The organism is Bacteroidota bacterium, from assembly GCA_018266755.1.
GTDB lineage: Bacteria > Bacteroidota > Ignavibacteria > Palsa-1295 > Palsa-1295 > JAFDZW01.
In genome coordinates, this window is record JAFDZW010000005.1 from 835,587 (window position 1) to 857,570 (window position 21,984).

17 protein-coding genes are annotated in these 21,984 nt (G+C 54.6%); 6 read left to right on the forward strand and 11 right to left on the reverse strand.

Annotated features, from left to right (window positions below; translation table 11 throughout):
• Positions 1 to 25: 25 nt before the first annotated feature.
• A complete protein-coding gene (glgA, locus tag JSS75_08305; protein ID MBS1903688.1) occupies positions 26 to 1,540 on the reverse strand; it encodes a glycogen synthase GlgA in 1,515 nt (504 codons plus the stop codon).
• A 168-nt stretch (positions 1,541 to 1,708) separates the two neighbouring features.
• Here glgA and JSS75_08310 point away from each other — a divergent pair, with 168 nt between their 5' ends.
• Positions 1,709 to 3,967, forward strand: a complete 2,259-nt coding sequence (locus tag JSS75_08310) for a T9SS type A sorting domain-containing protein (protein ID MBS1903689.1) — start codon at positions 1,709 to 1,711, stop codon at positions 3,965 to 3,967.
• 11 nt (positions 3,968 to 3,978) lie between these two features.
• On the opposite strand, the gene JSS75_08315 is transcribed toward JSS75_08310, so the two are convergent.
• The 3 genes from JSS75_08315 to JSS75_08325 all read right to left on the reverse strand — a co-directional run bounded on the left by JSS75_08315 (position 3,979) and on the right by JSS75_08325 (position 8,957).
• A complete protein-coding gene (locus JSS75_08315) occupies positions 3,979 to 5,406 on the reverse strand; it encodes a hypothetical protein (protein MBS1903690.1) in 1,428 nt (475 codons plus the stop codon).
• A 134-nt stretch (positions 5,407 to 5,540) separates the two neighbouring features.
• Positions 5,541 to 7,214, reverse strand: coding sequence for a DUF1501 domain-containing protein (locus tag JSS75_08320; protein ID MBS1903691.1), 1,674 nt, complete (start codon positions 7,212 to 7,214; stop codon positions 5,541 to 5,543).
• A gap of 15 nt (positions 7,215 to 7,229) precedes the next feature.
• Positions 7,230 to 8,957, reverse strand: a complete 1,728-nt coding sequence (locus tag JSS75_08325; GenBank protein MBS1903692.1) for a DUF1800 domain-containing protein — start codon at positions 8,955 to 8,957, stop codon at positions 7,230 to 7,232.
• Positions 8,958 to 9,183: 226 nt separating this feature from the next.
• On the opposite strand from JSS75_08325, the gene JSS75_08330 reads away from it, so the two are divergent.
• Positions 9,184 to 9,747 (forward strand): hypothetical protein, encoded by a 564-nt coding sequence (locus JSS75_08330; protein ID MBS1903693.1) that lies wholly within the window; start codon positions 9,184 to 9,186, stop codon positions 9,745 to 9,747.
• A gap of 52 nt (positions 9,748 to 9,799) precedes the next feature.
• Here JSS75_08330 and JSS75_08335 read toward each other — a convergent pair whose 3' ends face one another.
• The 7 genes from JSS75_08335 to JSS75_08365 all read right to left on the reverse strand — a co-directional run bounded on the left by JSS75_08335 (position 9,800) and on the right by JSS75_08365 (position 16,785).
• A complete protein-coding gene (locus JSS75_08335) occupies positions 9,800 to 12,124 on the reverse strand; it encodes a carboxypeptidase regulatory-like domain-containing protein (GenBank protein ID MBS1903694.1) in 2,325 nt (774 codons plus the stop codon).
• Positions 12,125 to 12,244: 120 nt separating this feature from the next.
• Complete coding sequence (locus JSS75_08340; GenBank protein MBS1903695.1) at positions 12,245 to 12,556, reverse strand: hypothetical protein; 312 nt, start codon at positions 12,554 to 12,556, stop codon at positions 12,245 to 12,247.
• Between the two features lie 36 nt (positions 12,557 to 12,592).
• Positions 12,593 to 14,494 (reverse strand): asparagine synthase (glutamine-hydrolyzing), encoded by a 1,902-nt coding sequence (gene asnB / locus JSS75_08345; GenBank protein MBS1903696.1) that lies wholly within the window; start codon positions 14,492 to 14,494, stop codon positions 12,593 to 12,595.
• Between the two features lie 99 nt (positions 14,495 to 14,593).
• Positions 14,594 to 15,088 (reverse strand): hypothetical protein, encoded by a 495-nt coding sequence (locus JSS75_08350; protein MBS1903697.1) that lies wholly within the window; start codon positions 15,086 to 15,088, stop codon positions 14,594 to 14,596.
• Positions 15,089 to 15,230: 142 nt separating this feature from the next.
• A complete protein-coding gene (locus tag JSS75_08355; GenBank protein MBS1903698.1) occupies positions 15,231 to 16,094 on the reverse strand; it encodes a sigma-70 family RNA polymerase sigma factor in 864 nt (287 codons plus the stop codon).
• A gap of 72 nt (positions 16,095 to 16,166) precedes the next feature.
• Positions 16,167 to 16,568, reverse strand: a complete 402-nt coding sequence (locus tag JSS75_08360; GenBank protein ID MBS1903699.1) for a hypothetical protein — start codon at positions 16,566 to 16,568, stop codon at positions 16,167 to 16,169.
• Between the two features lie 4 nt (positions 16,569 to 16,572).
• Positions 16,573 to 16,785 (reverse strand): hypothetical protein, encoded by a 213-nt coding sequence (locus JSS75_08365; protein ID MBS1903700.1) that lies wholly within the window; start codon positions 16,783 to 16,785, stop codon positions 16,573 to 16,575.
• Positions 16,786 to 16,934: 149 nt separating this feature from the next.
• Here JSS75_08365 and JSS75_08370 point away from each other — a divergent pair, with 149 nt between their 5' ends.
• The 4 genes from JSS75_08370 to JSS75_08385 all read left to right on the forward strand — a co-directional run bounded on the left by JSS75_08370 (position 16,935) and on the right by JSS75_08385 (position 21,926).
• Positions 16,935 to 17,480, forward strand: coding sequence for an NUDIX hydrolase (locus tag JSS75_08370; GenBank protein ID MBS1903701.1), 546 nt, complete (start codon positions 16,935 to 16,937; stop codon positions 17,478 to 17,480).
• Positions 17,477 to 18,538, forward strand: coding sequence for a hypothetical protein (locus JSS75_08375; GenBank protein MBS1903702.1), 1,062 nt, complete (start codon positions 17,477 to 17,479; stop codon positions 18,536 to 18,538). The genes JSS75_08370 and JSS75_08375 overlap by 4 nt, the downstream gene beginning before the upstream one ends.
• A 111-nt stretch (positions 18,539 to 18,649) precedes the next feature.
• Positions 18,650 to 19,714, forward strand: a complete 1,065-nt coding sequence (locus tag JSS75_08380; protein ID MBS1903703.1) for a hypothetical protein — start codon at positions 18,650 to 18,652, stop codon at positions 19,712 to 19,714.
• A gap of 25 nt (positions 19,715 to 19,739) precedes the next feature.
• Positions 19,740 to 21,926 (forward strand): GGDEF domain-containing protein, encoded by a 2,187-nt coding sequence (locus JSS75_08385; GenBank protein MBS1903704.1) that lies wholly within the window; start codon positions 19,740 to 19,742, stop codon positions 21,924 to 21,926.
• The last annotated feature ends 58 nt before the right edge of the window (positions 21,927 to 21,984 follow it).

Sequence of the window (21,984 nt, forward strand, 5' to 3'; positions counted from 1 at the left end):
TCGGTTCGTGGGCCTTGGGAATTGTTCACTTTTTGGCCAGCACCTTTTCGTAGAGCTCGGCGTATTTTTGCGCCGAATTACTCCAAGAGAAATCCGCTGTCATCGCGGCCGTCTGCAACTCACGCCACTGGTCCTTGTGCTTACGGTAGGTTGTCATCGCACGCTCGAGCGCCTTCCAGAAGGAACGGCTGTCAAATTTGTCGAAGACGAACCCAGTTGCAGGCTTCTTCTTCGAGCCATCGGCCAGATCGATGACGGTATCCGCCAGACCGCCCGTACGCCGTACGACCGGGATCGTCCCGTAGCGCATCGAATACATCTGGTTGAGTCCGCAGGGCTCGTAAGCACTTGGCATCAGGAACATATCTGCCCCTGCTTCGATCTTGTGAGCGAAGCCGTCATGGAAGCCGAGAAACAGCCCGAGCTGATCGGGGTGTTTTTTCTGCAGTTTTGTAAAGAGCTCCTCGTATTTGCGTTCGCCCGAACCCAGGATGACAAGCTGTGCCCCGCTCTTGAAGATCTGATCGATCGTTTCGTGCAAGAGTTCGATTCCCTTCTGCTCGACGAACCGAGCGATCAAGCCGATCACCGGTGTTCCTTCCTTGTACGGAAGATCGAATGCAGAGCACAAATCCTTTTTGCACTCTTCCTTCAGTTGGATCGAATCGAGATTGTACTTGCGGGCGGTATTCACATCGTTCATCGGATCCCAGATCGCCAGATCGATCCCGTTGAGAATCCCATGCACATCCTTCTTCCGTTTCGACAGCAATCCTTCGAAACCACACCCATACTCTTTTGTCAAGATCTCATCGGCGTAAGTTTCACTCACGGTAGTGATCGCATCGGCGTAGGAGAGTCCGGCCTTCATGTATGAGAACTGGCCGTAGTATTCGACTCCGTTCGGTGTAAAGTACTCCGGCGAGAGTTTGGTCTTGGCAAACGAAGCTGCAGGGAAATTCCCCTGGTACGCAAGGTTATGAATCGTGAACACCGTTTTCGTCCCCTTAAAAAACGGGTCGGTCTTTAAAGAATCTTTCAGCAGCAGCGGTATCAATCCCGATTGCCAATCATTACAGTGGATGATATCCGGTTTCCACAGAAGTCGGCGGCAGAGTTCGAGTACGGAAAGATTAAATGCGAAGAATCGCTCGTCATTATCCGGATATTCCTTTCCCGTTTCGGGATCGGAATAGAGCCCCATGCGCGAAAAATACTCTTCAGATTCGCTGAGGTAAATCTGGACGCGAGTCTTCGGCGTGAGGATGGCACTCGATTTGGCGCTCATGGTCACCGTGCGATCGCCGACCGCAAAGTCCATCCCCTGTAGTCGATTGATAATATGGATTTTCTGCTTTTTTTCTCCAATAAATCCGTATTTCGGCATGATGATACGCACATCATGATTGAACTCCCGCAGCGCTTGCGGAAGCGCCGAAGAGACGTCTGCAAGCCCGCCAGTCTTGGCATACGGAAACACTTCGCTCGAAACGAAGAGGACACTCCTGGGTAGGATCGCTGTTTTCTGCTTATCGGGCATAGGTTGTTGCTAAAGATACCAACACGGCAATCTGCGCCGTGCGAGAGATCATAATTGTGCAAAAATACGGAATTTTAGGTCTTTTCTTCTCGGTTTTCAATACAAGGTACTGTGTCCCCATTTGGATGTACCTGAATGGTTGATATTCACGCTAACCCTATGAATCGAATGAAACATCTTCGAGCGATTATTTTTCTCTCGATCGTTCTGAGCGCGCTTGGTGTCGGGAGCTTGCATGCGCAGAGCGATACAATTGTGATTTCCCCCGCGCATGGTACCTCAGATCCGTGCGGTTTCCACATGACCGTCAAGAACCGTAATAGCGCCAATGCGGCGATCTTTAAGATCAAGCTTGAGTTACTTTCCGCCGATGGTACCGGCTTCGGCGATCCGTCAGCGCCGTATGTCCCTACGGGGTGGGTTGCCGGGCTCGACCAGAATTCGACGGTCATCGATTCCTTCCAAGCACAGGTGAACGGTATCGCTGCGGGCGCCACACTCAGCGGTTTCAAATTTGCATATTTCAACGACGGTACGCACGAGTATGACGCTCCGAAGACCATCAAGTGGACCACGTACGACAATGCAGACAATCAGCTCTCTACAGGGCAGATCGCACCGACATGCGTACCATTCCAATTCTTCTCGACGTACGACACGGCGACCGTGTTTACCGATCTGAGCGGCTGCGATCCGATGTTCCACTTTACGGTCGGCAATCGTAACGATCTGGCTCGGCCGATCGGGTACATGCGCTTCCAGCTCGTGACCCCGACCTCGGGCACCCTGCGTCCGGCAAAGTGTACCGCACCGAGCGATTGGGTGTTGGATTCCGTCACGGCGTATTCCGCATACTATCATACCGACAATAATGCGATTGAAACCGGCAATGGCAAAGGTATCTTCAATGTCGGGCTACGAGGCAATACGAACGTCACAAAGCATAGCTTTGCATGGTGGGCTTCGGACGATCAGAACTTCTTCATCGATCGCGATACGATCTTTAATATTCCGATCCAAGCAACCTGCGTCACCTCCGATAACGACAGCATTACTGCCGACGCCGGTACGAACGGTTGCTTATACACCATGACGGTGCGCAACTGGCACGTTTCGAACCTCATCGCGCCGGGCCCGATCACAAAGATCGTACTCAAGTCACAAACACCGGGAGTGCATTTCGATGGCGCACCGAACGCGCCGGCAAAATGGACGAAGACAGTAACCGCAGATAGCATCGTCTATGCGGCCGATAGTGTCAAACGCGGTATTCCGGGCGGCATCATCAGCACGCAGTTCAGCTATTCGGTGACTGGCTCGACCACCACTCCGTTCACGATCGGTTGGCAGACGTACCGCCCGCAAGGACTCATTAGCTCGGGTTCCTATTCATCGACATGTGAAGTACAGCAGCCGCGCGGCGACTCCTTGAAGGTCGATGCTGGTGCGAACGAGTGCGATTTTGTCGCCCATGTGATCAACTTGCACAATACGCCTGCATCGAATATCGGCAGCATTTCGCTTTCGATCCCGAGCGGGACGGGTCAGTTGATTGGGGTTGCCAGCTCGTCGGGCTGGAACATTGCCAGTGTATCGCCCACCGAACTGAAGTATAGCGAAGCGGGCGCTCCGCAGACTACCGGATCGACGCAGGACCTTACCTTCACACTGAAGCCAAAGACTGCCGGCCAGCCGGTTACTCTTACTTGCAAGACGAATGACGAATCGAGCACACAGGTGTGGACCGGTACCGCCGATATCACGTGCTCGCCGGCTCCAACGCCGTGCGATACGGTAACCGAAGGCTTGATTGCACCGATCGACTCCTGCTACCATTCGTTTACCGTTGCAAGCCGCGGAGGCGCAGACATCACCTCGATCACGTTTGCACCGAACCCAACGGCTTGGAAAGTCGATAGCATTCTTGCCACGCCGTCTAACTGGACGTCGTCGATCGACGCGAACGGCGTTGCAACGTTCACGTCGACGAGCGGGATCTTGTCCAACGAATCGTTGGGCGGGTTCAACCTCAAATTCCAAGGAAACGATACGCCGGATAACTTCACGGTGACCGTCACTTCGACCGATCGCAACAATCATGCATGTACGAATTCCATTGCGCTCACATGCAGCTCGCTTGCCGTGCCCGTCACACCGGAAGCCGATGCGCGCCTGGCAAACATCTCACTCGTTCCGAACCCGAGCCGCGCAAGCAGCGTACTGACCTTTACAGTCAACTCGCAGGAACGTGTGTTTGTGACCGTGTATGATGAGTTAGGAAAGACCGTGAAGGTCGCGACGAACCAGGTCTATACCTTGGGTTCGTACTCAGTTCCGCTCGAACTGGGTTCGCAGCCGGCGGGCAATTACTATGTTCGCATCCAGACTCCGTACGGCATCGTCACGAAGCGCCTGATCAAAGAGTAATCAATAATCGATCAATGTTTGGAAGAGGCCCGACGGGAACGTCGGGCCTTTTTTTCTATCGCTTCTTGGAGCAGTATGCCAAGCGACGGATGGGTGTGTAGTCGGTGTGCAAAGACGTCACGAACGAGTTCGGAATCGGGATTGCCGGAAATCACATCCTTCAATGCATAGAACCCGTATACTTCATCTTCACCGGTCTTGAGATTCATTCCGCGACGGCTCATATGCTTGATCGCCCGCTCGACAAGTTTTTCAACGTATTCGTCCTCGCTATCGTCGAATAGTTCAAGAATAACCTCCATAAACCGAAGAAAGAGATCGACACTGAGCCCATAGGCTGCCCCTGCATTTTGACGCTGCGCACGACGCAGCGAACGTCGTGCATGCTCGAGTTCGTGACGCAACAGATGCATCAGTGTCTCGTACATCGAGCCGGCAGCAGCAATAGGAGACGGCGACACATGCCGATAAGCCGGGAAACCGGTTTCAAGGATTTCTTCCGCCATCGTAAATTCACGGATCTCGATCGAGACTCGTAAAAACCGACTCAGGTGAAACGAATATAACGAGAACAACCGAATGCCGTGCAGCTTCCATTGTTCGCGATACCGCTCATACGCCATACGATAATCGCCTTTGACGAAGGCGACCGCCGCACCGCGCAACTCCAGTTTTTTTCGCTCGCCCTGCGAGAGGCCCGACGGGAGTTTGTCGACCAGTTCGAGGAGCTTGTGATTATAGTGTTCCAACTGTTCCGGATCGCTCACGATCGACACATAAAACATCGAGTAGGCGTAGTAGAGGTAGTATAACGCCGCGATGCTCGTACCGGCCTCGACACGCTCGCGTAAGCAGTCGATCTGGCTGAGCCAATGCATGTCCCCTTCGGGGCTGCGCTTGCGCTCAGGGTCCAGGATAAATGCATACAGCGATCCGATCAGTTCGTACACCTCTATCAACAATTCTTCCTGCGGACCTTTCGACACGAGCGTGCGCTCCCACAGTACCAACGCCGTTTTGTATGCACGGCGGCTGAACATGGACGAACTCGTACTGATCATCAGATGAAGCAGGCGTGTATAGAAGTCATGACGTTCGAGCTCACTGACGTCTTCACGCTGAATCGCCTGCTCCAAGGTGTGCAAGGCTTTGCGGTAATGCACATCGAGACCTCGGGCGACCAACATACCCAACAGATCGAAGCCTCCGCCCGGAGCGAGCGTCTCATAGCATCGCTCCAGCAGCTTCGACTGGACGGCGTATAGATGCGAAGCGGTCATCTCGAGGTTCACCGCAGCAGCACGCATCGGCTCTTCGCTTCCAGGATGGTCGAGAATCGCGTGCAGAATCGTTGCTTGCTTGCCGCGTACAGGAATCGCCGCAAGTTCTTTGCGTTCATCTTCTGAAATTGCAGCAACTAACTCTGTGAGCAGGCTCATGAAACGACGTACATCTAATGGTTGAACCGCCTCCTCTCGTGGTCATACGGGGCGGTTCATCGTTCTACATACTGGAGCCGTCGGAAATTCCGCGGCATCCCGGCAATACTGTTTCGATCGGGGGAAACTCTTGCCTAATGAATAATCGTCATCGACTTTGTCTCGACCATTCCTCCGGCATCGAGCCGGTAGTAATACGTACCGCTTGACAAACGGCCGGCATCGAACATGACACGGTACGATCCGGCACCGTGATATCCGTCGCTCAGCGTCGCAACGTGCTCGCCACGCGCATCGAAGAGTTCGAGCAGCACCCGCGTACCTGCTGCAAGATCGAAGCCGATCTCGGTGGTCTCGCGTACGGGGTTCGGGTAGTTCTGGTGCAGTATGAACTGCGGACTGCTCAAGCGCGAAACCGCATCGACGGGGTTCTTGATCAGGTTTTGCATCGTCCCAACCCCATTGAGCGGGAATTGCAGCGTAAAGTCGTCGGTCTTCGTGAACGCAGACTGGTTCAGTACCGCCTTACGGAATGCGTCGTTTGCACCGAACCATTGGGTCAGTAGTGCGGCATATACTTGGCGAAAATCGAATTGTGCGGTGAGGTCGCCGTAGATATCGAGCGGACGAACACCGCTTGTGGTAAGGTTCGGGTTGTCGCCGTAGAGTCCACCGTTGATACCAGCTCCGAACACGAACATCGGAGCTGCTGTACCGTGGTCTGTTCCGTGCGATCCGTTGGGGATCACACGACGGCCGAACTCGGAATAGGTCATGCCCACCACACGGTCGGCGTACCCCATATTCTCTATGTCTTTCTGGAAGGTCGCAATCGCCTCGGCAAGCTGCGAGAGCAAGTATCCCTGGCCGGTGATGGTTGGGTCCTTCGTATTCTGGTTGACGTGCGTATCGTATCCGCCTTGTTGCACGAAGTACACACGCGTCTTCAACCCCGCATTAATGCACCACGCAACTTTCTGGAGTTGGACAGCTAACGGATTGTTCGCATTGTACGCGACAGTGTTCTTCGTGGCGTTCGGATGTGTCGTCTTGTTGAAGAGATCGGTAAATCGCTTGCCGTAGACGTCGGACTGCTTCAAGATCTCGTGAACGTACGAAAGCTCCGTGCCATAGTTCGACGATGGGAATGGGTCGTCGGCATAGTCCGTCGCTGACGTATAGTTGCTTGGGTCGGAGATCGCGATGGATTCGACGGCCGTGTCGCCTTGGAACAGCAGCGTGGTCGCCGAGCCGATCGAGATCGCCGGCGGATCGTTCGGGTCAAGGCTTGCACGCTGATCCTGCAAGTAGCGGGCTACCCAGCCGGTCGAGACGACGAGGTTCGAGTCGCTCGCCGAATTCCAAATATCCGTCGCACGGAAGTGGGAACGGTCCGGATTGGCATATCCGACGTTTTGGATTACCGCCAGTTTGCCGCTCGACCAGAGATCGAAGTAGTTCGTTGCCGTCTTGCCATCTGTCTTGATGCTCATGCTCGGGTTGAGCGCCATCGACGAGCTCAGTTGGAACGGTGTCAACAGATTCTTTTCCGTGTAGAGGAAGCCTACTTCCTTGCGGCTATCGTAATAGACCTGATCTTGAAACGGGATGACGGTATTGAGTCCGTCATTGCCGCCTTGCAGGTTGATGATCACGAGCACACGGTCCGTGTCGGTTTGCGAATTTAGAATTGCGTCGAGGAGCGACGACTTCCCGAATGCACGACCGGCAAGGCCGCCGATACTGAACGGGACGCTCGCTGCAGCGAGCCCGAGCGGAATATGCTTTACAAAATCGCGACGTTTCATGTTCGTGGTCTCCGCTTATGCTAAGTGATATTCCGCAAGTAACATGATCTTGTTGGTCATCTGGCGCAGGGCGCTCAGTTTGCCAGTGTCGTCGAGTGTTCCCCACTCGTATGTGTTCGGCGGCATCTGGTTCTTGATGTACTGAAGCGCCAGTGGCCCGAGCGGCTGTGCGCATAAGAACGTCGAGAGTTCGGCCAGCATCGAATCGAAGTCCGTCCCGTAGTTGGAGAACTTCTTCGCCCACGTGAGAAATTTTGTATCGTCGAGCGTGGTAGCAGTGTACGGTCTTCCGTTACCGTCGGTGCCTGCCGTTGGGATCGAGTGGTTCTGGCTGACCGTCAGCGCAGCAGCCAACACGTTTCGGATCGGAAGCGTGGTGGTACTGATCCAGTTATGATACCCCGGCCACCCCTTCACATTCGGTGGGTCGAGGATGTACTGCCCCTGCGCATACGTATATGCATACAAGTAGCCGGCCGAGAGTTCATCGACCGGAAGATCGAACTGGCGGATCATCCCGACAATGTGTTCGACCGGCGACTTCGGCATTGCGCCGATGTTCACCGCGTCGAAGAAATGCTCGCTCTTGAAGAGCTGCGAGAGCACGTCCTTGATGCTCCACTTCACCATAAACGTATCCACCATCCCCTGAATCACCGCCTGGGTCGCAGCATCCTCCATGTTCGGCTCGTGGTAGACAAAGTACTGGTAGAGCTTCTTGCACATGAACCAGGCGATGCGCTCGCCGCGCTGCGCGAACATCGTATCGATCAGCTCACGATCGTAGGTAACCGTCGGTGCATACTTGGCAACAGCATCGAGATTGTAATAGACATGCTGGCCTGTCGTGGGATCGTCGTAGATGTGCTGGAAGCTTGAATCGTGGTTCGAAATTGTGTACCGTGTTGGCAGGATGTTTGGGGCCGGTGCCTGGGTATCAACGTCCCAACCAGTGAGGATATGGGCAATGGCCTTTACGTCGTCTTGAGTGTAATTCGGCGTAACACCGTCTTTAGCCCAGACAGGTCCCATTGTGAACAGCTCCTGCAATTCTCGAGCGTAATTCTCGTTAGGGTTCCTTCCAATGTTGTAGATTCCATCAAGGTACCGGAGCATCGCTGGATGAACCGTGACATCCTTCACCATCTGCTTGAAGTCGCCCCAAGCATGTTGGCGGAAGTAGTCGAGGTAGGAATACATCAACTGCGGGTAATAGACCTTGGTCTCTTCGACACAGAAGTGATTCATCCAGAAAAGCGTCATCTTCTCGCGAAGCATCGAAGCTGGCTGAGCCATCTGTGCGGTCCAGTGCGAACGGATATCGCGCATGTAGCCTTGATAGCGAATCATTTCCGCTTGGCTGGAGTCGGGCTGGACGTGCAGCCACTTATCGGAGTCGGTCGGCGGCGTCACCGGAGCGAGCAGCGAATCATTGAGCAGCGCGTCGACGACTGCAGAGTAAGTCTTGCCTTGAGCTGCAGCAACTTCAGCAAGTGTCGCTCCAAACCCGGCACGTCGGTAGAGATGGCCGATCGTCGTTGCGTTCCAATCGTTCGGTCCTGGATTCCACGGACTGATCGTCGACTGAATCTTCAAACGGCTTCGGTTGGCAGCGGCGCGGATGTTTTGTGGTGTTGCGGTGAGTGTGTTCGGTGTGTTCTCCTGAGCGAGCACCTCGTTCGAGAGTACAGCGGTCGCAGCAGTACTGATACCCGCTGTCCGAAGAAATGAGCGTCTATCCATTTGCTTCCTCCTGTGCCGGAATCACGTGCCTCCGGATTCCGGCAACGGTTTTCGTCCTTTAGTCTGTCTTGATGCCAGACAGTCATGATATGATAAACAAATATACGGATGAAATTTTGCTTTCTTGAGGACATTGCCCCGCCCAGCTAAATTTGGATTCTCGGACTCGCCGTCATATATTTGACGCCACATCATTATCTCTATTTCACCCAACACACCATCAATCATGAAAAAAGTACTCATAGCCAGCGTGTTCGGCGGACTCACGCTGTTCGTCTGGGGCGCAATCTCTTGGATGGCATTCCCATTCCATGGCGACGACCTTCGACCACTAACCAACGAAGATGCAGTCGTTGCAGCATTCAAGGCAGGAAATGCGACGACAGGCACATACCGACTCCCCAGCATGGCCCGCGACGCGAACAAGGACGCGGTCATGGCCAAAACAAAAGCGGGTCCGGTGGCGATTATCCAGTACACGGCCGAGGGCTACGACCCGATGAACCCGATGTATTATGTCAAAGGTCTGCTGATCTATATCATCGCCATGTGGATCGCTGTGATGATGCTCTCGAAAATATCGTACTCGCTGGCCACCTACGGAAACAGAGTGCGGTTCATGATGATGATCGGCGTGATCCTTGCCGTCGCCTGCCGCTTGAACGACTGGGCCTTCATCGGATATCCGACGAAGTTCACGCTGCTCTTCGCGGCAGACGACATCATCGGCTGGACACTAGCCGGCTTGGTCGTCGCTCGCTTCACGAAGCCGGAACTGGCGAAACGATGATGGGAATTCGGAGATCAGAAGTATGAAGTGCGAATTCATACTTCTGATCTCGTTATATATGCACTTCTACTTTGAATTGCAGATTCCTCGGTTCTTCCCATGCTGCACCGCTGAAGTACGAGCCTTTGATCGGATGTACGTTGTCGAAGATATTGCCGAGATAGAGCGAAGGCTCGATCTCCCCGCCGCCGGGAATGAAGAACGTGTACCCGATCGAGCAGTTGACAATCCATGACGGTGTCGTGTGCGCTCCCTGATTGAGATCGAAGAGGCCAGACGAGTATGCGAAGGACTCGTTTCCGTTCGACAACCCCGAACTATACATTGCCGTGATATTCGCGAACCAACTCGACGGTTCGTAGTTGATCGAAGCAACAAGCGACAGTCGTTGGTCGTGATCGAGGTCGCTCACGCTTCCCAAATCCGCGATCGGCAAGAAACCGCCGGTGACCGCACCCGAACCATAAGCGTGAATGATCGACGCATTGATATACCCGCTCAGCGGATCGTTCACCGGGTTATACGATAATCCCATTTCGATGCCGGTCACCTTGACTGCTGCGATATTTACAGACGTCTCGATCGCACTCGACCCGATCGTCTCGTCGTCCACGCCCGGTAATTGCACCTTTCGGAAGATATCCGCTTTCAGGTGCAATCCGTTTTCGAACGAATGCAGCACGCCGAGTTCGTATGCATCGTCACGCTCGGCAAGCGTTGGCGTCGTATTGCTGCCAGTCGCGACAGCAAGCGCCCGTAGTTCTTCGATGTTGGCAGGAATAAAATACTTGCCATACGACAGGTAGCAGGTTGTCGCATCGTCAAGGTACAGATTCCATCGCAGTCGCGGGCTCACTCCGCGTTCAGCATCCCGATCGGGTGCAATCTGTTGATCGTAGCGCACGCCTACATCGAACCGTGTCCATTCGAACGGGTGGTATTCCGTTTGCACGAACACGCCCACGTCGGTGCCATGAAAGTTAGTGCCGAGTGTTCGGCCGATTGTGCCGCTCGTATCGAGTGCGTCGAATCGCCCGTCTCCATTGGTGACGGATGCGTTAAGCCCTGCACTCAGAAGCAATTCGTGTGAGAACCGATCGTTCCATTTCAGTCGAATGCCGTAATTGGTATAGTTACGATCCTGCGCAATGGCGTACCCGTTGACAGTATCGTCTGCAAAGTGAAACGAACGAGGGTCGATGCGTCCCGGCGTGAACGTCAGGTTACCCTCGCGGGCAAACGCGCCAACGAACAGATCGGATTCGCGATCGTTCTCACGGCTGATCGTGTGGAAATACGAAAGTGTCTGAAAACTATTGTAGGTATTCTGCAGATCGGACTTCACACCTTCGTTCACCGGATCGAACGGGATTTGTGTGTACGTCTTTGCGTAGTTCAGATTCGACGTGATGTAATCGTTTGGGCCGAGCAGATAGTCGATCTTTGCATAGCCCGAATAGTCGAAGCCATGATCGTGGTAGATATATGGGAGCGGCGCATCGAGCCTGCGGTCGCTTTCCTGCCGATTCCCCGAAAGGAAGACGCCGAGGTCTCCGAAGTGATTGCTCAACGAGATTGTCTGCCCGTTCGCGTTGATCGGTCGAAGCGTTCCGGTCCCGATGCCGAGCGAAGCAGGTGCGGAGTTGTCGCGCCCGAGAAATGTGCCGGCGTACGTTTCCACATCGAGCCGGGCCGAGCCGCTCGGAACACGATTGACGAGATCAATCACGGCAGCGGTCGGTCCGCCATATTCCGCCGGCAATGCGCCGGTATAGAACGTGGCATGATCGATGACCTTGTCTTCAACGACTTCATTGAACCCACCAAATACCCCCGGCGGAATGAGGATCCCATCGACATAATATGCATACTCCGCATGCTGACCACGGATGTGAATTTCTCCGGACGGCGCTTTTGCGGCACCGAGAATATTCTGTTGCAGCACGCTCGACATCCGCGATGTCGGCGATAAATGCTGCCGCTCGAGATCGACCACCTGTACACCGCTACGCACATCGATCGCCGTCAGTGTCGGCGCTTCTTGCTCGGCGCCAACGACAACTTCCTCCTGTAATTGTTCTGCCAGATATACAGTATCGACCGTATGTCCTGCCGCAAGTCTCACGGAGTCACGATACGAATGATAATTGACAAAACTAACGGTCAGGGTATATGTACCCGGAGCAATATCCTCGAATTCTGCGTAGCCCGTCGCATCGCTCAGTCCGCCTTTCACAAGTGATGCCCCTCGGTGGAGCGAGACACGCGCAAGCTGGATCGGCTGACGATGTGACGAATCGAGAACAAGGACTGAATAATGAAGATGTTCGGCAACTGAACCCGATGCCCGCGACGCGGGAGCTCCGGTTAACAACAATACAAGAACTGATAGAAAATTAAATGCTCTCATAATACAAGTGCACAAGGGCGTAATGATAGCGTACTATATGATCGAACCTGCACCATCTCGATACAATGGTGCGAACAGACGGGCGTATCAAAGCGACCGTTGTGGCGGGCCGCGAAGTTCGATCGTGTTGTGAGAGTGTACAGCGACGCCTTCGACATTGGGCGAAGACGCGGCGGCGAGAATGAAATTCAGATGCGATGGAGCAATAACCGGCTCCCACATATCGGAGAGTGGCGTGGATTCCAGATCGCAGGATGCACACGCCGGATGTACTTCGGTTACGCCGTGTACATCAATGCTATGTGTATGAAAATAGGGCGAGGCGAGACGAAACACTACCAGCACCACAATGAGCGCGGCAGCGATCGTTCTGACCCAACGTATGTCCCTATTAATCACCTATCTGTATAAAAAGATACTCTCATGCATGCGTGCCTATCCAAAATACCGTTTCTCCCATAAGAATAGATTCAGTAGCGACCAGAGCTGCTGCTCGTTCTTGCGGGTACCGGCGATGTGTTCGGATTGGAGCTGTTTGATGTAGTCCGTATCGAAATGCTCGCGTGCAATTCTGCTCGACGCAAGTTGATCGTCGAAGAGCGGCTTCCATTCCTTCTTGAGCCACTCGGCGACCGGCGCGGCGAAGCCTTGCTTCTTTCGGTAGATGTGCTCGTGCGGCAGGATGCCTTCGGCAGCCTTCTTCAGAATGTGCTTCGGCTCGTTGTTGGGGCCGAGCTTTATGCGAGTCGGCATACGGAATGCGTACTCGACGATGCGATGATCGAGGAACGGCACTCGTGCCTCGAGACTCGGCATCATCGAAACCTTGTCCACGCGCATCAGAAGCATCTGCGGCAAGCGCTGCTGAAACTCAAGGTACATCATCCGCTGCGGGTAGTCGGCATTCGGATATCTCTCGTTCACTTCCCGGTGCCATGCGGCTGGATACTTGAAGGTCGAATGCGTCTGCTTAGAGTAGTCACGGAAGAGCAGCTTCTTATGCTCTTCGGTCAGCGATACGGCCCCACCCCAGAAGAACTCCTCGCCTTCGGCGTATCGGCGAACATATTCGCGCATGAGCGGATGCTTCGCAAACGGCTTCATCCCATAATAGGCAAGCTTCCGTGCGAACAGCGGCACAGCATGCTTCCAGAACCGCTGGCGAAATCTGAGATCGCGCAGCATCCACGGGTAGCCGATAAACTCTTCGTCCGAGCCCTCGCCGACCTGTACAACGATCGTGCCACTATCGCGCGTGAGCTTCGAGACGAAGTAGAGCGGGATACAGACCGGATCGCCGTTCGGCTCGTCTTCGTGATAGGCAAGATCGGAGATGACATCACGAGCCATCTGCTGATCGACAAGGATCTCGTGATGATTCGTTTTGAACTTTGTCGCGATCTCGTGCGCGTATTTGAGCTCGTTGTATTTCTCGAGATCTCGGAAGCCGACGGTAAAGGTCTCGACCGGCCGGTCCATCAGCTCGCTCATGAGCGCAACGTTCAGGCTCGAATCGATTCCACCGGAGAGGAATACACCGAACGGCACGTCGCTCATCATCCGGTCTTTTATACTTCGACGCAACAGGAATCGGAGATCTTCGATTGCTTTCTCTTCGGTGAGCGATTCATCTACCTCACCAGCATCGAGCAGTGACCACCAACGCTTCTTCTCAACATCACCATTCGCACGAACACGGATCGAGCAGCCCGCTTCAAGTTTGAAGATGCCCTCGAACATCGTCTCGGGCGCCGGCGGCATCAGCAGCGTCAGATAGTGCGGGATGGCACCTTCGTTGAGCGACTTCGAAACTGCGGGATGCTGCAATAACACCTTAATCTCGCTCGCCCAGAGGAATCGCCCGTTCGGATTGGTGTAGTAGAGCGGCTTGATGCCGAGGCGGTCACGGATGAGGAATATCTCTTTCTTCTGTTCATCCCAGATCGCCACAGCGAACATGCCGAGAAACTTCGTAAAACATTCCTCACCCCATTCTTCGAACGCGTAGAGGATCGTTTCGGTATCGGAGCGGGAGTGATACTGATAGCCTTTGGCTTCGAGTTCGGCGCGAACTTCGAGGTGGTTATAGATCTCGCCGTTGAAGGTGATGGCGAATCGTCCGTCTTTGGTCACCATCGGCTGGTGGCCTGCGGGCGAGAGATCGACGATGGCAAGTCGGCGGAACGTCAGTCCACATGTGCCGTCGCGCGAGATGAAATTCCCGGCATCGTCCGGGCCGCGATGAATCATCGCGTCGGACATCCGCGTCAGGATGGCCTCGCTCGTCGTCGGGTTTGCCCGAAAACCGTACTCGTAAACGCCTGCAATTCCGCACATAAGGTGTTGCTAACACGATACGGACAGAATTCGTCACGGTTACGAGGATTGGAATTCAGATGCTTGCTGGACACTCGGGCCGATACAATTGCGACGCGCTCAAAACGGCTTCCACGTGATCGTGTTGAGCATGCGAATCACTTTGGTCCGGGGGACTTCAATGATTGCAGTATCGACGAAGAATAATGGAACGGTCGGCACCGCGTCGGATTCGACAGCCCCCGTACGAACGATGGAAACCGGACGAGCCCTTTTCGTTGCGATTCGTACAGGAGAAAAATACTGAAAGAACGCCGATATCGTGTCGTGAGCGATCGTTACAAGTTTCTTATCCGCGATCGTGTCAGATCGGAGATACATGCCGGTCAGCTTCGCCAGAATCCGAATCGAATCGGTAAGCCCATCGACTGGGACAATACGATAATATGCCCCATCATTCGACGGCTGCGAAATCCAAACCACCGCCGTATCAACACTCATCGATATTGTCATCGAGTCGGAAAACTTCGTCGAATGGACCGGACCATCACCTCCGTTATCTTCGACATTCGTGCACGAGACTGCACCAATCAAGACAGTTAGTAGTACCCACAAAAGATGTCGACTTCGATGTGTTGGAAGGTTCATTGCTTACCTGGATCAGTACTCACAACAAACGTGCAGGATGACAAAAAGATACAAATAAAAAGGGGCGACCAACCAGTCGCCCCTCACAGAAATCTGAGATGCTATTCCCTTATCCCAGGAAGTTGCGCAGCAACTTCGTCTTGTGTGCGTGACGCAGTCGGCGGATTGCCTTTTCCTTGATCTGGCGCACGCGCTCGCGTGTAAGATTGAAGCGGGCGGCGATCTCTTCGAGCGACATTGCCGGCTGATCGTCGAGTCCGTAGAAGAGCTCCAACACTTCGCGCTCGCGAGCCGAAAGCGTCGTCAGCGCACGCTTTACCTCGATGCGGAGCGAATCGCCCATCAAGATATTATCGGGCGACTGCTGTGCGGGATCGTGGAGCACGTCGAGCAAACGGTTGTCGTCGCCCTGTGCGAACGGCGCATCTACCGAAAGGTGACGGCCAGAGATTTTGAGTGTCTCGGACACCTCGACAGCGCTCATGTCGAGCTTCTCGGCGAGTTCTGCCGCCGTTGGCTCGCGCTCGAACTCCTGCTCGAGCTGGGAAAACTTTTTGCCGATCTTATTGAGCGCACCGACACGATTGAGCGGCAGACGAACAATACGCGATTGCTCGGCGAGGGCTTGAAGGATCGACTGACGAATCCACCACACCGCGTACGAGATGAACTTGAAGCCGCGTGTTTCGTCGAAACGCTTTGCGGCCTTGATCAGGCCAAGATTACCTTCGTTGATCAGATCGCCGAGCGAAAGACCCTGGTTCTGGTATTGCTTGGCAACCGAAACAACGAAACGAAGATTGGCCTTGACCAAGATCTCCATGGCCTTCTGCGAGTCTGGCCCGCTGGCACGGATCCGCCGTGCGAGATCGATCTCCATCTGAGAGTTCAACAGATCCATTCTGCCGATCTCTTGCAGATACATATCGAGCGATTGGCTTTCGCGGTTCGTGTATTGTTTGGAAATGCGCATACGTCTGTATTTCCTGAAGGCTCGTTAGGTAACTGGATGTATTACCGAAAAAGGGGTTGGTTTGTTCCGCGATTATTGTGCATTTCCGGGAACCTCCTCGGGCATCGAAACCACCGGAACCGCTCCCAGAGCGGCGTAGCGGTCATGCAGCGTTCGTGTGAGCACCACGAGCTTCGACGCACGAGCCATCCCGAGCACCATCATTTCGCGCTCGGAAATATCCGGATGCATCGAACGCAACTCGGCGAACGGCTCTGCAGTACGTGCATTGAACCCAAGTACCCGCACCGCCATCAGCATCGACTTGATCGCTGCGCGCTCCGGTGCGCTCGCTGCTTGCGCAAACAACTCTAGTGCATTGTACATCGTCGTATAACAACTCCCCGCTTGCAGTGCACGACGCAGCACCGAAGGCGATTCGCTTCGGTGTGTCAGATAGTCTCGGAGAATATCCGTCTCGATCAGGAATTGCATGTGCTCAGGGGTTCGTGGCAAGCGATCCCTCGGCCGAAAGTGCCAACGCGACGATATCGACCGGAAGCTGCTGCACCAGTGCAATCCGCTCGACCTCGCTTCGTGAATCGGCATCGCGGTCATCCCAGACGACGAGTTGTACACTCATCCCATCCTCGAATGCCGCATCTGCCGTATCGAGATGGATGCTCCAGCCGGAGCCGGTGCGGCGTAGCATTCCGTGTGTGTGAATCGGGCGATCGTTCATTGTGCGCTGATGCTGGGGCTAACCGGAGCCTTCCGTACATTCGTTCCGAATGGCTCTACTCAAGAATTGCGAAGATTTTTCCACCCGGTTGCTGTTCTTGAGTGTCTGTTAAGACACGTATGCTCAAAGTACTTCACCAACTCCGATCGTCGGTGCTGATCCAGAACCCATGGTGGCAATACCGCCTCGACGCATACGAACACCCGGATGGCAGCGAAGGTGAATTCCACTACGTGCATACACCGGGCTCGGTGTTCGTAATCGCCGTCACTGACGATCAAAAGTTCGTGTTGACGAAACAATACCGATATCTGAACCGCCGCACGAGCATCGAATTCTGCGGCGGCGGAGTGAAGGCGCACTTGGGCATTGAAGGGTCGGCACGCGCCGAGCTACAGGAAGAGACAGGGTTCGAGTGCGGTTCGCTTACCCAAATCGGCTCGTTCAATCCGATGAACGGTGTGACCGACGAGCTCTGCACCGTATTCGTCGCCCGCGATCTGAAACCTGTTCCGCCGAAGCCCGATACAACCGAGGAGTTCGAGATTTGTGTCTGTTCTCGCAGCGAATGCGTCGAACTGATACGCTCGGGCGAACTCTGGGACGGGATGACCCTTGCAGCACTTGCGCTCTTCGATGCGCATACTAATCGTATTCAACCATGAGATCAATCGTTACGCAGATGAAGACGCTTTCCCTTATCGTGCTTGCTGCCCTCTGTTCGGTGCATGTGGCCAATGCCCAGAAGCTTCAGTATGTCGCAGGTACCAGCTTTCATGTCCAGGTCGATGAAATGCTGAAGCTGACCCAATTTCTGACCCAGGTCGATAGTTCTCTGGTCGAGCCCAGCTTTCGGTTTACGACGTATCATTTCACGGAGGTGATAAAGGAAGTCCGACCCGATGGCAGTGCACTCGTCGGCTCCACGCTGGACTCGTTCACCACGAAGATCTTTGTTGGCTCGGTAAAGGATCGCAACGAGTACTTTCGCTTCAATTCGAACAACGAATACGACCTCGGCAATCGTCTGAAAGACCCTCGCGCACTGCCGAGAGCCCAGTATCTCGGGCAAACGCTCGAATATGTGCTCGATGCGAACGGCCTCGTGCACCATTTCGTGAACCTCTCGTCGTTTCAGGCCGCGACGATCGGACGTTCGTACGACTACGATATGATGCATGCGATGATGGCGTTTGCGGATTCGCTGCGGGTCGGGCAATTGCTCGAGATGGGCAACGGCGTTTTTGCCGCCATCGCCAACCGTGGCAAGGTAGCCTTGCCGTACACGGTTACCGAGATCCACCTGACAAAAGAATTGAGCACCAAGGTCGCGGGAAGCAAGATCGGCTTCACGGCGCGTTTTGTCGATCCGCCGGCGAAGACCGATTATCTCGAAGGTATTTCGTACCCGATCAATGTCAAGGATTTCAAGGGTGGCTCGTTCGGGAGCGTCTCGTTCAAGAGCGGGATCGTGACCGCAATGGAAGAAACCGATACCGCATCGATGCAGCTATTTCTCGATACGGAGCAGTTTACGAATTCAATCTATCGAACCGTTTCGATTAAACGAACACCGAACACCGTTCTGCATGGCGTGGATATCAATATTCGCGAGATCAACGATTCGACTACCAGCCTGCCGCAAACTCACGGCAAGACCGGACCCGATACGAAGTCGGAGCCCCACCCGCTCGAGCCGATTACGACCCCGCCCGGCCACTGAGTTTGGCACATCGATCAAACGGCGTATTTTCCGCGATATTGGCATCCAGACGCTAAGTCTGACGTATCTTTGTACAACTATTTTCACGTATCGTATTTTACGCTTTCTTAGATGCAACGATCAGTGCTGCACGCTTTCCTCTGTATCATTCCTTCGCTCGTACTTTCGCTCACCGGCTGCGCAAAAAAAGGGTCCGATGCACCCGGCAATGGCGCGACAGTATTCGATAGCAGCGAGAAGGCATCACCGGTCGCTGTCAACGACGCGAACCACCGCTTCTATTTCCGTCTGAAGGCCGGCGATACATATCGCTACAAGGTGCAGATCACCTCGACTGCAGATGCGCAAAACGACGATCACCTTTATAAGCAGTTTCCTGCTTCCGAAAAGGCAACGAGCGTAAATACCTACTATATCCGCCAGACGGTGAAAGAGGTCACGAAGGATTCGACGATCGATTTCTCGATCACGATGGATTCTGTCTCGCTCCGATTGGATAAGGATACGCTTCATGTCCGGTTTTCCTCGAACGATCCGGCAACGCGCAATGACCCGAGATTCCAATCGTACATGTCGGTCATCGGCATGACATTCGGCGTGAAGCTCAACAAACTTGGCGATGTGCTGGAAGTTTACAATACGGCGGACTATGTGAATAAGGCGATGAAGACATTCCCCGATTCGCTCAACACACCACAGAACCGCGAGACGATGAAGAAGCAGATCGAAAGCACGGTCGCAGAGTACCTCGGGCGCACGATGGTTCGTTTCCCGGATCGCGTGATGGCGAAGGACTCGTCGATCGTCGTCAGCCGCGAGGTCAATGCTCCGATCTGGAATCAGATCTCGTTCCCGATGCGTCTCGATGGCAAAACCGTCATGGACGGCTTCCAGGAGCGCTCTGGGAAAGTGCTCGCAAGCTTTACGACCAAGAGTACGGTCACGCCGATCAAGGATACCCTGCAGGATCCGGCAGCCCGCGCAACGCTTGGGAACATGAAAACGAACGTGACGGAAAATGTGCTGGTCGAGGACGCAACCGGAATGCTTGTGCATCGTGAGATTGTCGACGAGCGTGGCTGGGAGTTCAAGCTCGAAGCGCTCAAGAAACCGGAAAACTACTTTAAGACCCGTCGCGCCAGCAGCGAACATACCACGGTGGATCTGCTGAAATAAGACGAACGTTCACTTGCGCTCTTGAATGAACGACGCACCGGAATCATATCACGACGAATCTTCCGACGAATCGTCGTCGCCGAAGCGGGTTCGCTTTGACGATTTCGAGATCGAGCACGACGCACCGCATGCAGCCGATCGCGGCAGTGAGGGGGGCAACTTCCTCAAAAATGCGGTGCCGCGCATCAAGAACCTCTCCGGGGATCTGCTCGGCGGCCGGAAGAAGAAACTCTTCGGTTCACGCGCCGAGGCTGCAAGCGCCGACGAGCACGCGGAAGAGATCCCATTCGATCCTCTCGCTGCTCCGTATTTCTCCGACGAAGAGCAATCGTTGATCCGAGTGCGAAAGATGCCGAAGTCCCCCGCGCCCGAACCACGCGAACCGCAGGCACCGCCGCCTCCGACGCCAACCCCAACGCCTGCGCCCATCGTCATCGAAGAAGAGGAAGAACTCGTCATGGAAGTGACCGAGGACGAGGCTAACGACGACTACGAGAGCGCATCGGAAACAGAAGAAGAGATGCTGCTCGAACCGGACGAAGCATTACTCGAAGAAGAAGAGGTCGTCATACTGGATGACGATGCCTCGCCCGAAAGCAATGTCAGCGAACCGCGTCGCGCCGAGACGCCGCTCGATCCTTCCGTCAGAGTGTATCTCGATACGCTTCGTCGCTTCGATTCTCGTCCGCGTCGCGGCGGCGAGATCCGCGACCCTCGCAAAGATTTTGTGCTCTTACTCTCGGAGCTGCTCGACCTGCTTCGCGATCATACCGGCGCTCAAAGTGCGCTCTTCTTCTGGGTCAATCATAAGAAGCAGCATCTCGTGCTCGAGTGCGCCTCGGTCGACGACTTTGCGTTCCACCATTTGCTCAGCGAACGCCGCTACCCCATCGAGCACGATGCCGTAAGCAAAGTTGCGCTGCGCGGCGAGCCGCAGCTCATGCAGAGCATCCCGCCGCAGGCCGAATACGACCTGATCCCATACTACTCCGAGCAGATCGGTATCCGCTCGTTCGCAGCAATGCCTGTGCTCTTTGCGGATGCCTTGGTTGCGGTGCTTGCCGTCGATTCGCTCGAAGAAGAGCAGTTCAATGCCGAGACGCTGCGATTACTGACGGAGTATAGCGGCCTGATCTCGGGGCTCGTCCGCTCGTATATCGAATCTTACGATCTTCTGACCTCGGCACGGACACTCGAATCGGCCAGACGACTCTATAACCTTGCCGGTGCAGACCTCAGCGGCCGTCCGCCGCGCGAAGCCGCAAAGACCGGCGAATATATTCTCCGCGCTCTGAGCGAAGCTGCCGGTGAACTTGTCGAATGGGAGTGGTTCTCGACTATCGCATTCGACGAAGGACAGCGAACTTGGGGCATCCAGCATTTGCAGGCGAAAGCCAGCGAAGGCTACATCGGACCAAGGACGCAAATCGATCTTGCAGAAAGTATCGTCGGCAAGTCGCTGCAGACCGGCAACAGCATCCGCATCGATGAACTCACGCGGCAAAGCACGCGCTTTAGTGTTCAAGAAGATCGCGACCGTGCCGCCGGACATTCGTTTCTCGTGATCCCGATCAGGACTGCAAACAAGAATTACGGGGCGCTCGCGATCGAACACAGCGAAGCCGGTCGGTTTACGGATGTAGATATCGAGACGCTCGAGCATCTGACGCGCAGCGCTGCGGCGGCTCTCGAGATATTCTCTCTCTCGCAGATCGTCAGCGACCGTTCGCTGACCGACCTACTCACTGGCTTGCTCAACAAGCGCGGCTTCGAAGTTCGGTTCGGCGAGGAGCTTGCCCGTGCAAAAGAATATAACGAAGCGCTCTCGCTCGTCATGTTCGAGGTGGACGACGTGGCGCAATACACGAGTCAATTTCCCCAGGAAGACCTAGACACCATCGTCTTGTCGCTTGCGAAAGTACTTGGGTATCTGAAGCAGCCGTACGATGTGCTGGCCCGTGTCGGCGAATTTTCGTTTGCGGTACTGTTGTCCCGAATGATCGACGAGGAAGCATATCTCTGGAGCGAAAAAGTCCGGCAGAAAATCGTCAGCGAAGTGATCGCCATCGGCCGCAAGAGTTTTTCGGTCACGGCCAGTATCGGCGTCGTCGGCGCACGCAGCAACTCTACTCGGGAAGACCTCATGGTCTGTGCCCGCATGGCGCTCGATAAGGCAAAAGAGCGCGGCGGCAATGAAGTGATCGTGTACTGACGAATGATGCAGTTTAAATAGAAACGGCGCAGGATCACCCTGCGCCGTTTCTATTTAT

What these genes read in the sequence shown, in the direction of transcription:
- glgA (MBS1903688.1), bottom strand. Translation starts at nt 1,540, where the DNA reads ATGCCCGATAAGCAGAAAACAGCGATCCTACCCAGGAGTGTCCTCTTC.
- JSS75_08310 (MBS1903689.1), top strand. Translation starts at nt 1,709, where the DNA reads ATGAAACATCTTCGAGCGATTATTTTTCTCTCGATCGTTCTGAGCGCG.
- JSS75_08315 (MBS1903690.1), bottom strand. Translation starts at nt 5,406, where the DNA reads ATGAGCCTGCTCACAGAGTTAGTTGCTGCAATTTCAGAAGATGAACGC.
- JSS75_08320 (MBS1903691.1), bottom strand. Translation starts at nt 7,214, where the DNA reads ATGAAACGTCGCGATTTTGTAAAGCATATTCCGCTCGGGCTCGCTGCA.
- JSS75_08325 (MBS1903692.1), bottom strand. Translation starts at nt 8,957, where the DNA reads ATGGATAGACGCTCATTTCTTCGGACAGCGGGTATCAGTACTGCTGCG.
- JSS75_08330 (MBS1903693.1), top strand. Translation starts at nt 9,184, where the DNA reads ATGAAAAAAGTACTCATAGCCAGCGTGTTCGGCGGACTCACGCTGTTC.
- asnB (MBS1903696.1), bottom strand. Translation starts at nt 14,494, where the DNA reads ATGTGCGGAATTGCAGGCGTTTACGAGTACGGTTTTCGGGCAAACCCG.
- JSS75_08355 (MBS1903698.1), bottom strand. Translation starts at nt 16,094, where the DNA reads ATGCGCATTTCCAAACAATACACGAACCGCGAAAGCCAATCGCTCGAT.
- JSS75_08360 (MBS1903699.1), bottom strand. Translation starts at nt 16,568, where the DNA reads ATGCAATTCCTGATCGAGACGGATATTCTCCGAGACTATCTGACACAC.
- JSS75_08365 (MBS1903700.1), bottom strand. Translation starts at nt 16,785, where the DNA reads ATGCTACGCCGCACCGGCTCCGGCTGGAGCATCCATCTCGATACGGCA.
- JSS75_08370 (MBS1903701.1), top strand. Translation starts at nt 16,935, where the DNA reads ATGCTCAAAGTACTTCACCAACTCCGATCGTCGGTGCTGATCCAGAAC.
- JSS75_08375 (MBS1903702.1), top strand. Translation starts at nt 17,477, where the DNA reads ATGAGATCAATCGTTACGCAGATGAAGACGCTTTCCCTTATCGTGCTT.
- JSS75_08380 (MBS1903703.1), top strand. Translation starts at nt 18,650, where the DNA reads ATGCAACGATCAGTGCTGCACGCTTTCCTCTGTATCATTCCTTCGCTC.
- JSS75_08385 (MBS1903704.1), top strand. Translation starts at nt 19,740, where the DNA reads ATGAACGACGCACCGGAATCATATCACGACGAATCTTCCGACGAATCG.